General features: G+C 42.5%; 12 protein-coding genes. All 12 read right to left on the minus strand.

Translation table 11 applies throughout. The features are described from left to right. Nucleotides 1-137: 137 nt before the first annotated feature. Nucleotides 138-311: a hypothetical protein gene (locus FTV12_RS09115; protein WP_166135486.1), complete on the minus strand. Its 174-nt coding sequence runs from the start codon at nt 309-311 to the stop codon at nt 138-140. Between the two features lie 236 nt (nt 312-547). After that, nucleotides 548-1,942, minus strand: coding sequence for a class II fumarate hydratase (gene fumC / locus FTV12_RS09120; protein WP_179992530.1), 1,395 nt, complete (start codon nt 1,940-1,942; stop codon nt 548-550). A gap of 135 nt (nt 1,943-2,077) precedes the next feature. After that, complete coding sequence (locus FTV12_RS09125; protein ID WP_180033869.1) at nt 2,078-3,088, minus strand: NAD-dependent epimerase/dehydratase family protein; 1,011 nt, start codon at nt 3,086-3,088, stop codon at nt 2,078-2,080. 235 nt (nt 3,089-3,323) lie between these two features. Then, nucleotides 3,324-3,602, minus strand: coding sequence for a hypothetical protein (locus FTV12_RS09130; RefSeq protein ID WP_180033870.1), 279 nt, complete (start codon nt 3,600-3,602; stop codon nt 3,324-3,326). Next, complete coding sequence (locus FTV12_RS09135; protein WP_180033871.1) at nt 3,602-4,351, minus strand: N-acetylmuramoyl-L-alanine amidase; 750 nt, start codon at nt 4,349-4,351, stop codon at nt 3,602-3,604. The genes FTV12_RS09130 and FTV12_RS09135 overlap by 1 nt, the downstream gene beginning before the upstream one ends. Further along, nucleotides 4,338-4,919 carry a hypothetical protein gene (locus tag FTV12_RS09140; RefSeq protein ID WP_180033872.1) on the minus strand — a complete coding sequence of 194 codons (582 nt, stop codon included), beginning with the start codon at nt 4,917-4,919 and terminating at the stop codon, nt 4,338-4,340. Before FTV12_RS09140 ends, FTV12_RS09135 begins: the two co-directional genes overlap by 14 nt. Before the next feature lie 62 nt (nt 4,920-4,981). Beyond that, a complete protein-coding gene (locus tag FTV12_RS09145; protein WP_004893916.1) occupies nt 4,982-5,215 on the minus strand; it encodes a hypothetical protein in 234 nt (77 codons plus the stop codon). After that, nucleotides 5,208-7,295 (minus strand): hypothetical protein, encoded by a 2,088-nt coding sequence (locus FTV12_RS09150; RefSeq protein ID WP_180033873.1) that lies wholly within the window; start codon nt 7,293-7,295, stop codon nt 5,208-5,210. The genes FTV12_RS09145 and FTV12_RS09150 overlap by 8 nt, the downstream gene beginning before the upstream one ends. 18 nt (nt 7,296-7,313) lie before the next feature. Continuing rightward, nucleotides 7,314-7,700 carry a hypothetical protein gene (locus FTV12_RS09155; RefSeq protein ID WP_180033874.1) on the minus strand — a complete coding sequence of 129 codons (387 nt, stop codon included), beginning with the start codon at nt 7,698-7,700 and terminating at the stop codon, nt 7,314-7,316. Then, nucleotides 7,697-8,050 carry a carboxypeptidase regulatory-like domain-containing protein gene (locus FTV12_RS09160; protein WP_180033875.1) on the minus strand — a complete coding sequence of 118 codons (354 nt, stop codon included), beginning with the start codon at nt 8,048-8,050 and terminating at the stop codon, nt 7,697-7,699. The genes FTV12_RS09155 and FTV12_RS09160 overlap by 4 nt, the downstream gene beginning before the upstream one ends. Then, nucleotides 8,043-9,269, minus strand: coding sequence for a hypothetical protein (locus FTV12_RS09165; protein WP_180033876.1), 1,227 nt, complete (start codon nt 9,267-9,269; stop codon nt 8,043-8,045). Before FTV12_RS09165 ends, FTV12_RS09160 begins: the two co-directional genes overlap by 8 nt. A gap of 52 nt (nt 9,270-9,321) precedes the next feature. After that, complete coding sequence (locus tag FTV12_RS09170; RefSeq protein ID WP_180033877.1) at nt 9,322-10,941, minus strand: hypothetical protein; 1,620 nt, start codon at nt 10,939-10,941, stop codon at nt 9,322-9,324. Nucleotides 10,942-10,944: the final 3 nt, after the last annotated feature.

A 10,944-nucleotide genomic window follows, 5' to 3' on the forward strand; every position in this document is an offset into this window, starting at 1 on the left:
TTGCTATAGACCACATTTAAGTTTAAATATGAACACCCCGAATCAGACGTATGAGCAAACTAAAACCGAGCTAATTGCTTAACTCGGTTTGAAGTGGAATACTGTCAATCTATTTCAGGACAAGACATAATTTTGAGTTAATCTATCTCACCAGTTTTGCCGGTTCCCATACATTCGATACACTGTTTAGCTTCCACAACGTTATAGCCGGTACCGCTACAGCTGCTACACTTCTTTTTTGTATAATCTGGATATAAATCCTCATCTGGATAGGATTCGTCCAAATCAAAATCATCATCAAAGTCAGTCATCACCCTTACCTCATTTTTCTAGTTATCAGGGAATTTCTATTAGTAATCCTTCATTGCATATCTGTCAAAACCTGAACGATAGATGGTTCATAGCATTTAATAAGCAAGCTTAATTGAATGAGAATTTTCCAGAAAAAACATGTGCAATTGATTTTATTAAAATTTGTATGAATAATCCTTAGATATTATAAAGCCCTCATTTAGAGGGCTTTATTATTTAACCATAATTAGAAGACTTATTTTACGTTTGGAGCCACCATATTTTCAGGGCGAACCACCTGATCGAACTGTTCTGCAGTTACCAATCCGAGTTCTACTGCGACCTGTTTTAAGGTTTTACCTTCTTTATAGGCAGTCTTGGCCACTTTAGCTGCATTCTCATAACCAATGACTGGATTCAATGCAGTGACCAGCATTAATGAATCATGCAGGAAGTGCTCAATCTTGTCACGGTTAGGCTCGATTCCGACTGCACAGTTATCGTTAAAGCTGTTACATGCATCGCCAAGCAGTTGGATGGATTGCAACAAGTTATAAGCAATCACTGGCATAAAGACATTCAGCTCAAAATTCCCTGATGCACCGGCCACATTAATTGTCGTGTCATTCCCTAAGACTTGGGCAACGACCATGGTCATGGCTTCACTTTGAGTCGGATTCACCTTACCCGGCATGATACTTGAACCCGGTTCATTTTCAGGAATACGTAATTCACCAAAACCACAACGTGGTCCACTTGCCAACCAGCGAATATCGTTGGCGATTTTATTCAGGCTAACCGCTAAAGTCTTTAAAGCACCTGAAGCAAATACTGCTGCATCACGGCCGGCCAAAGCTTCAAATTTATTAGGAGCGGTGACAAAAGGTAAACCTGTTAATTCCGCTAGAGTATCCGCGGCTTTAATGGCGTAATCTGGATGGGCATTCAAGCCTGTACCGACGGCGGTTCCGCCTAATGGCAGTTCATATAACCCTTGCAAAGCCTGATACAGTCGAATTAAAGCATGATCCAGTTGAGAGACATATCCACTGAATTCCTGACCTAAAGTTAAAGGTGTGGCATCCTGAAGATGGGTACGACCGATTTTTACAATCTCAGCAAATTCCTGAGATTTAGTATGCAAGGTATCACGTAAACGTGTTACTGCCGGTATTAACAGTTCATTGATCTGTAAGCTAGCTGCCACATGAATCGCGGTCGGAAAAGAGTCATTGGTCGATTGAGCACGATTGACATGGTCATTTGGATGCACAGGCTTTTGTGCACCTAAAGGATTGCCCAGTTTCTGGTTAGCAATATTGGCAATCACTTCATTACAGTTCATGTTACTTTGCGTGCCCGAACCGGTTTGCCATACGACTAAGGGGAACTGGCTATCCCATTGACCGCTGATCACTTCATCCGCAGCACCGATGATATAGGTCGATAACTCATGAGGAATCTGGTTTAACTCGGCATTGGTGATCGCAGCTGCTTTCTTGACCAAGCCCATGGCACGAATCATGGCGCGTGGCAAATGCTCATTGCCAATCTTGAAGTTCTGTAGACTACGCTGAGTTTGTGCGCCCCAAAGTGCTTCACTCGGTACAGCGACTTCTCCCATCGTGTCATGTTCAATACGTGTTTGCATGCTCAACCTCAATTGTTATTCCATGTTTTACTCATTTAGACAGCAGCTTCAATGCTGTACTCTATTCATCTTAATGAGTTTGATTAATTTTGCAAATGATAATTATTATCAATAATTAACTTATAGGATTCTTAATCACTGCTCTCTTAACGTATTCTGATAGAACAACCATTCATCCTCTAACATTTTCCTTAAGGTATAGCGTGGCTGCCAATGTAACAACTGTTGGGCTTTATCCGTATTAGCACCCAGTTGATCCATTTCGGCATGTGGATATGGCAAAGCATCTACTGTAGGAACAGCAGATTGGGTGACTTCTGCAACCTGATCCAGCAAAGTCTGCATTGAAATTAGCTCTCCAGCAATATTAAAGGCTTCGCAAGTCCATTGTTGCTGTTGAGAAAGCCAATGTAGTGATTTGAATACCGCATCACAGACATCCATCACATGCAAAAAGCTGCGTTCTACCGTATAGTCTTCGGTCTTGGCCTGACGGCGCAATTCCAGATATTCACGCTGCTTCGCACCCACCTGCATGGCCAGAGGCACAATATTCTTTGGTAGAGGTGGTACCCATTCACCTAAAATGCCATTTTCAAAAGCACCCGCGACATTAGAAAGACGTAACATCGCAATACGCCATTCATTATCCGTCTTGGCAGTATCCCGAATGATTTCTTCCACCATCTGCTGTGATTTAATATAAGGGTTTGGATAAGTGTAATTGAAAGCCTGATCTTCTTTTAAATCCGTTCCGGAATGGCCATATACAGCCAATGAAGACAAATACACCAGATTGCGTACTCCAGTACGCTGCATGGCACGCATCAAGCTCATGATACAACTGACATTATCATTATAATATTCAAGTGGTTTTAAAACTGATTCTTCCAATGATTTAAAGCTGGCAGTATGAATGACAGCCTGTACCGAATTCTGTTCAAAAACTTTATTTAATGCTGGAGTGTTACGGATATCAATTTTGACAAAAGGCACATAGCGGCCGGAAATAAATTCAAGGCGTTCTAAGGTCTGGAGACTGGCATTGGCCAGATTATCGACCACAATGACCTCTAGTCCTTGTGCCATCAGACTTAAAGCAATATGTGAGCCTAAAAAGCCTAAACCACCCGTCACTAAAATCATTGTTTATTAACTCCGCTTTAGAATCAGTATCTTAAATTGATATGGTGTTTATTTGGTGCTTTCTCCGACTTATCCACAGGATCAAAAACGCAAAAACCGACCCAAAATTTCTTCTGAGCCGGCTAATCTGCTCAATAAGTATATTTTATTTTACAGGTCGAACAAAAGTTGATTGTTATGTAATGTATGGAATTCATGACAATGAATTAAGCCCTCACTTGGAGGGCTTTCTTAACTAAAAAATAGCTTTTTTAAGTAGGTTAAATGCAGCCTTGGCCGCATTAATAAATCGAAGAATAATTGGGATCCAGTAATCAAGATTCGTTAATACTTCTACAATTTCCTTCTTCGCATACCCAATTACCCAGTTCCGTTTTTCTTCACCAGATAAAGTGCTGTTTTTCAGCTTTTCAGCAGCATCCATATACTTTGCGATCTGGCTTAAAATTGGGCCGCCTGATTCAGCTACCTCTAAGGTGGATTTTGATACCTGTTCAATTGTTAATGCTGTCATTATTTAAGTCCTTTCTCATATTCAATTAGGACTTTGGCCACAGCTTTCGCTGCTAACCAGTAGCTAGCATTGAATCGGGCGAGTTCATCTTCATTTGAGATAAAACCAAGTTCTACAATCAGACCACCGGCATTGATATAACCTAAACTTCCTCGGGCTGATTGGTTTTGATCAATCCAGCCATTGTTACCACGTAAGCGGCTACCTAGTGCAGTTGCCACAGCTTTAGATAGATCCTGTGCTAACTTCTTATCTTTTGGCAATGCAATGGTTTCTACTCCGTTCGCTTGTTTGGAGGTTGCAGCATTCATATGAAATTCGACCGCAACACTTGATCCTTTAATTAATTTTACCGCAGCAGACAGTGGATCGTTTTTAGTGCCAGTGCCATCGGTCTTGACCTGTAATCCAGCCTCACGCAAATAATGAGTCACTGCATTACGGAAGTTGACGACCAGATCTGCTTCTTTGATTTTGCCGTTTACTGCGCCTGGATCTGTATTGCTATGGCCGGCTGTAATGGTGGCCAAGCCTAAAGTCTGGTTAAGATTTGGCTGAGCCTTTTTACGGCCAATAAGTACAGCTAGGAACATCAAACCTAAAGATGCAATTGTTTGATATGGTTCCGGCAATACATTGGCGTTATATACTTCCTGCAAAATCAAATGTACACAGGATAAAAAAAGCGCCATATAGGCGCCATATTTTACTGAGTCAAACTTCCATACACTTTCATTAATTAATTTCATTATTTCCTCTCACATTACTGCGTTCATAAAGTTTGTTACGGATTTCTTCCAAAGTCCGAAGGGTTTGATCAGACTGTTTTTCAAGGACTTGGATTTTTTGACTATTCGCCATTGCTTGTGCATTCACTGTGTCAGTTTTGGCAGTTTGATTGTTCCAGGCGGCAGCAAAGACACCTATGATTGCAATCCCACCCCAGCGGACCAGATTGGTCACACTATCTATTTTGGTTTTACTTTCATGCAGCACCCGGATCTGCATATCGACTTCTTTGTGCTTGACCTCGGCATCCACTCGAATTTGCTTCATTTCATCTCGAAGGCTTGATTTTGTTCTATCTAGATCATCCTCGAGGTTTTTCTGGATTTTCTGCACATTACTATCAAGGTTTTGTTGTTTCTCTTGAAGTTGATCGAACTGCATACTCATACGGTCAATTTTTTGCGGCACATCTTCCAGTTTTCGCATCTCCTGCCGCATCTCTTGGCGTAGTTGGCTAATACTTTCTGATATGGCAAGCAACTGCCCGGACGTGGCTGCAGGTGGATCAGTCAAATAGTCATTCGACATTGCGCCCCCTAAATTTTAGGTAATAAAAAAGCACCTAAAAAGGTGCTGTCATTTGGTTAAGTTTAGACTTCTATTTCTGAATGCTGCCCGGTTGGTGCCGGCCTTAGGATTACCTGATTTGAGATAAATACTCTGGCACCTAAGTTATAAGCTGTACCGGATGTGCAAAGCACTGGACCAGATCCACCATCGATCTGTACCCGGTATTCTGGATGCTTCACTGATGTGATGGTGCCGATGTACTCGGCATGGGTCGGATTAAGCAGCTTACGCAGTTCAAATAAAGGATTAGTCACGGCTGATACGCTCCACTGTAATGGTTTCATTCACCTTTTCATGTGAGAAGCTACCTGAAACTGAATCGATCACACCCCACCACTGACCATTAAAAGCAATGGTTTTACCAGGTAGCATCTCACCAATTTCCTGACTGACCGGGATATCAGAAAAGGTGTGCAACTCCTGAATATTGGCTTTCACTAATGCATTCTTGCCGTAACTAGCACCTGACACCATGTTAAACAGTGGCCCTGTGACTGACTCAAGCGGCACATCACCCGAAGTACCACGTTGCTGTACTTTTAGGCTCTCACCGCTGCGACTATTCACTATGGTGATGGCATTAAAGTCTGCAATGTATTCATCGTTCTGCTTGATGTTCTGCTGCATCACGAGGCTTTCAGATAACAGAATGTCGTAATCCTCAACTGTCATCGTATCCCAGTAGCCGTTCTGATACCGGGGTAAGATAGTCAGCGTGTTGCCCGCTTTCTGGCTATAGATAAAGCCACCGCCTGCATCAACCACCTGTTTGATTGCATCAATCGGTGAAAGTTCTGCATAACTCAGGCTTTCAGTCGAAACGATCCAACCCAGTTCATCGATAAGTTTCCAGTCCAGGCTGGTACCGCTATTTGCTCGATCCAGTTCCGCTTGTACTAGTTGCACAGAGGTACGTTCATTGTCCTGAATGAATGAGCGTGTCGGTCCGTATTTATCCGAGTTCAATGCGGTAACGCTTCGACCCGGATAGGTGTATAAAACGCTGGCAAAACGTCTGGTTTCTTCCGGATCCTCGAGCAGAATATGATGCTCAAAACTATTGATCGTAACCTTCAAGATCACCGGCTGACCATCTATTGGCTGAAGCTTTTCTTTTTCCGTATGAGCAACTGTGATGGAATAGGTCCAGCACCACTGTGATCGGCTGGTGCTATAGGTGCCATCCATGACTTTAATCTTCTCGCCGGTATCTAATCGCTCGGCTATTAATGTATTCACGATATACCACCAGTTCCGTTTAGGCAGTGCTGGAATGCAGTCATCTGCACCAAAATTTAAAACAACATTGTGTGAATCAACGTCATGACATAGACAGATGAAATTTAAATCACCAGTGCCCTCATATTTAGGTAATTCGGGCTTTGGCCAAGGTTGAACCGGATGCTTGCGGTAATGGATCACTTTGGCTTTATCCCATGGCAAATCTGACTTGGTAATAATCTCAAGGCCTTTATCCCACTCAAATGAAAAGCGGTGCTCAAAGACCTGAGCCACTTCATGTGAATAAGTAAAAGTCTTACGCCTGCGGATCATTTCCTGCCAGACCGTTTTCCGGTTGTGGCGCAGCTTGATCGTTTCTTCATGCAGATAGCGTTGATGGATAAAGCGCTTACCACCCTCCTCCCAAATGACATACGCATCGGAACTTAAGCCGATTGCCTGCTCATGCAAGGATCTAATCGCCTGGATTAATGTTCCTGCCTGCTCATGTCGCAGATCCGCTTGATTGGAAATTACTAAGCCCTGCTCATAAAAAAGAGCCTCATTTGAGACTCTTAAGGTTGGTTTGGCCCACGGTATTTCCGTGACACTTAAAGCAGCGATTGCCTTGTGATAACTAGCATCAAACGCATAAGACACTCCGACGATGTGATTAATATCGAATACCGCATCAATTTGAAATTGAAAAGCGGTATCTAAAACCGCATCAATGGTGCATAGGTTTTCAACAAATACTGCTTCGACTTCAAAACTTAAGCTGGTGTCTAAAACCGTATCGATTTGACCGATAACATCAGTATTTTCACTAAACTTAGCAACCACATCAAAGCTAAATTCAGTGTCCAGCACCGTGTCTATGACTGCAGTATTGGCACCACTGTCTGCATAAACTGCGGTGATTTCAAATGAAAACTCAGCATCGAGTACTGTATCAATTACACCTGAAACATCATCACCAAAATTGAGATTGGTTGAACCATCCGCCAGGTGCTCAAAATTCAGAATGATGTTGTGGCTATCGGTATTTTCGGACTTAAAATTCAGGTTTAGGTTGTGAGCATCAACGGTGCCGAGCTTATTTTTAAAATCCACATGAGCACCCTTTTTAAATTAAGGTCTGAGTTTTATCGACTGAATAGACAAGGTTCCACCCAAGACCAGATTGGTATTCGCCAGAGTGATGTCTGTTCCCACGGTTAAATCTGCAGTCACTTCACCCGTACCATTATAAATACGTGCCCAGGTTGCAGTGCCGGTTTTGATGACCGTTGCTGTGTCTGTTGGATGGAGCTCTACATAGGTGGGCGTGGTTTCTTTAATACATGGCTCCGGAAATGTGAGTGTCACCAATGCACTATTCGAATCTGCTGCAGCCGCAGGACTGGCAGGTTGCACGCCCTCATAAAAAATAACGGTAGCACTTTGGCTACCGCTATCCATAAACTCTGAAAAGGCTTGAATCATGGCAAGCCGAGCGTTGACTGAAGTTTTACTCATTTTGCGATTACCTTATCCTGAATAACTGCGTTGTATTGGTTGTTTGGGTCAAAAGCCACCACAAAGCACTCAAGCTCTTTTGCGATGTTTCCAATCCGATATGTGCCATCTGACTTGGATTTTGTTTCCCACAGCAATTCACGAGTTGAGCGCTTAAAACAACACACTGGCACTGGAGAGTAATTTGCTCCAACTTTCTTTGTGGTACCTTTAATTTGCCCAAAACCTTGATTTGCGGTCTTAACATTAATAAAAGGTCTTAAATTTCTAACAGAAAGATATCCCATACCAGTCAATTTGTTTTGATCCGGTGTGTAGCCCCCATGAAAAGCTCTAAAAATCTTAATCAATTTTTATCTCCTCAACTGGAAACGCAAGATATTGACAGTTTAACGCTCCGGTATTCGAGGCAATATGATGAATAATACACTTATTATTTAGGTCAATATCGTAAGTATGGAGTGGTGTTTGCGTTCTATCAGTAGATGGCGCATTTACATCATTTGCATACATGCATTCATACATACCGCCATTTATAAAACCCAAATGTTGGCGAGAGCTGCGTTCATAAATAGCGATAGGTCTAGCTGTTGTGGTGTTGAAAGCTTCAATTGTAGCAGGAAGGTAGGATTGGTTAGCTTTAGCAGTGGTAAAAATAAATGGTGGAAAACTACTACCATTCATGGCGTCAAAAGCTACATTGATTTTTCCCAAATAAGCAAAAGTAGCATAGCTAAGCCCCTTGGTATTATAACCACTGCCTGCTGCATTATTAACAAACCCAAGTATTACAGGTAGTTTAAGATTGTCGTATGGCGTAATAACTGGAAGAAAGCCATTCACTATCCCAGCTGATAAAACTGAACTCATATTACTAAGAATTACAAAATGATACTTACTACCTACAATACAACCCCTACCAAACTCCGAATACCCCTGCGTGTAGGTATAGTTATTAAAGGTAGCATTATTGCTATACTGAAACTCCCACTTTAGATGATCGTTAACAGTAGGGTTGTTGCGAGTCAACTCATAGGATTCTTGATCGGTAATAACACCCGTAGCAATATCAGCTTGCGCCCCAATGCAAACAGAGACGGTATTTCTATTTGTGGAAGCGGTTGTAAATACCAGTCGCAAAAATAGATCACTTTCATCAAGTGCTTTAAATTTATAGAGCTGAACAGGATTTTGCTCGTATACAAGTTGATATCCAAGCGAAGCGATATTCGTTTTAAAATCACCTGCAATCAAACCAGGCGCACCATCAATCGTCATCGTGACTGTATTTGTTGTCACACTATCAATAACGAATTCACCATTATTGATACTTAGAAGTTCTGGTGCGTTGACTTTTAAAACACGGTCAGCAACGTAGCCATGCGCACCGCCATAAGTGAATGTAACCTGATTTCCCGCCACTGCAACACTGGTAACTGTTTGTACGTTATAACCCAGTGTCAGCATTTTCTTAAAACGATCTGGAAACAGGCTTTTTGATCCTGCACAAAAGTCTAAACCCACGTCTGAGAAGTCAAAATATTTTGTTTGTGTTTGCTTCATTGCCATTTCTATTGCTCATAAAAAAGACCGCATAAAGCGGTCATATTTGATTTAAATTTTAAATTACGCGATCAATATCACCGCGTAGCATGATCTGGAATTGGTCTGATATTAATGTTGGTTCAGACTGCTTCACTGTGCGGATCACCCAGACTGGGAAGTTTGCAGCAATAGTATTGAAACGCAGGGTGTTGCCATTAGCCCAACCTGCACCCCAACCTTCTTTTTTAATCACAAAATAAGGCGCACCTGTTACTGGATTAGGTGGTGCATAGTCAACACTGGTCGAGCCTGCAAGAGTTAATCGACCTGTATATTCACCAACACAATAAAAAGCCTCTCCGCTAGTGAAGACAATCGCCCATCGTTCCTGAATTGCGCCCTTGTTGGTGGTCAAGATTGGGTAGAGTGAATCATTGAAATTTGCCGAAATCCCTGTACCAGTCGGCTCATCATTCCAGACACTATTCCAAGCCTGCTGCACAAACTTACGAGTATAACGCGCCTGCATATCACCAATCACTAAAGCAGAGCCCACAATGGTGTCAGCTGCATCATAATTATGAGTCAATGGCTTGGTAAAAGTCAGTTGACCATTAATTTGCACATCACGGATTAGGCCCATATCCTGGTAGCGGTATTTAACTGTCAGTGGTGCAACCAGATTACCCAGTACAAAGTCACCACCCAATGTCACACGACCATAATCATAATCAATCGTGTACAAATCGAAAGCGACTTTCGTTCCGTTAGTATCTTCAAGTTCAGCCCATGAAATACGTTGATCATTCAGATCGTACGTGGTCCCTGCAATTGCGCTTGGTAACTCTTGCGCTTTGCTGGAGCTGACAATTCCAATACCACCAACTCGAAATATCGGCACTCGACCATCAATCGGTAAACGTGTGGCAGATAGACCTAAAATTTCAGAATCTAGTGGAATATAGGTATAAGCCACTGCGTTATAGCGCACGGATGAAGCGTCGACCCAGACTGGCACATTGATATAAGTATCGGCTCCCTCCTGATATTCAAGCAGCGGATCGTACCAGTCGTTTTCCTCAATCTCCGCACGGTTGGCTTCAGTGATTTTGGTTTTGGTGTAAAAGTAAATCGTGACAAAGCCATTATCCCAATTGACCTGCCCATGCGCCCGACTGGTTTCAATCACCCCGTTTTCATCCGCAGTCAGTGTGAGCTGCCCAAATTCAATTGATGCTAAAACCACAGTTAATGATTGTGGCCGGATCGGCATGATTGGTGTTCTAAAACTGATTTTATTGACCGGTAGCAGGTCGGTTGTGGTGGTCAAGGATTCCAAAGTAATCGTGTTATCTGCATTTGGGGTCCATGAGTCGATTTCAACAATACCGGTGCCATATTGAATAACACCTGACTGAATCCCACTGTTATTGGCTGGATTCACATTGCGATATAGCAAGCCAGTACGATCCAGAAAGGTATCAGCGCCCACTTTGAAGCGGGCTGAACCTGTCAGAATCTGCTCATCAAAACCAGATGATAAATCCAGCTTGAGCTTGTTTGCCATCACTGTATGCGTTGCAGAGTTAGAACCTGATGTGTCACGATATTTAACTTGTACATCAACAGCATTAAAGGCCTTCAGCTCAACCTGTTCGCCTTGAATATCTGACGTTTGTGGAGAATAAAAAGACATATT

Source organism: Acinetobacter sp. YH12233 (genome assembly GCF_013417725.1).
Taxonomy (GTDB): domain Bacteria; phylum Pseudomonadota; class Gammaproteobacteria; order Pseudomonadales; family Moraxellaceae; genus Acinetobacter.

Bases quoted from the DNA above. Each gene is read 5' to 3' on its own strand.
- FTV12_RS09115 (WP_166135486.1), bottom strand. From the start codon at position 311: ATGACTGACTTTGATGATGATTTTGATTTGGACGAATCCTATCCAGAT.
- fumC (WP_179992530.1), bottom strand. From the start codon at position 1,942: ATGCAAACACGTATTGAACATGACACGATGGGAGAAGTCGCTGTACCG.
- FTV12_RS09125 (WP_180033869.1), bottom strand. From the start codon at position 3,088: ATGATTTTAGTGACGGGTGGTTTAGGCTTTTTAGGCTCACATATTGCT.
- FTV12_RS09130 (WP_180033870.1), bottom strand. From the start codon at position 3,602: ATGACAGCATTAACAATTGAACAGGTATCAAAATCCACCTTAGAGGTA.
- FTV12_RS09135 (WP_180033871.1), bottom strand. From the start codon at position 4,351: ATGAAATTAATTAATGAAAGTGTATGGAAGTTTGACTCAGTAAAATAT.
- FTV12_RS09140 (WP_180033872.1), bottom strand. From the start codon at position 4,919: ATGTCGAATGACTATTTGACTGATCCACCTGCAGCCACGTCCGGGCAG.
- FTV12_RS09155 (WP_180033874.1), bottom strand. From the start codon at position 7,700: ATGAGTAAAACTTCAGTCAACGCTCGGCTTGCCATGATTCAAGCCTTT.
- FTV12_RS09165 (WP_180033876.1), bottom strand. From the start codon at position 9,269: ATGGCAATGAAGCAAACACAAACAAAATATTTTGACTTCTCAGACGTG.
- FTV12_RS09170 (WP_180033877.1), bottom strand. From the start codon at position 10,941: ATGTCTTTTTATTCTCCACAAACGTCAGATATTCAAGGCGAACAGGTT.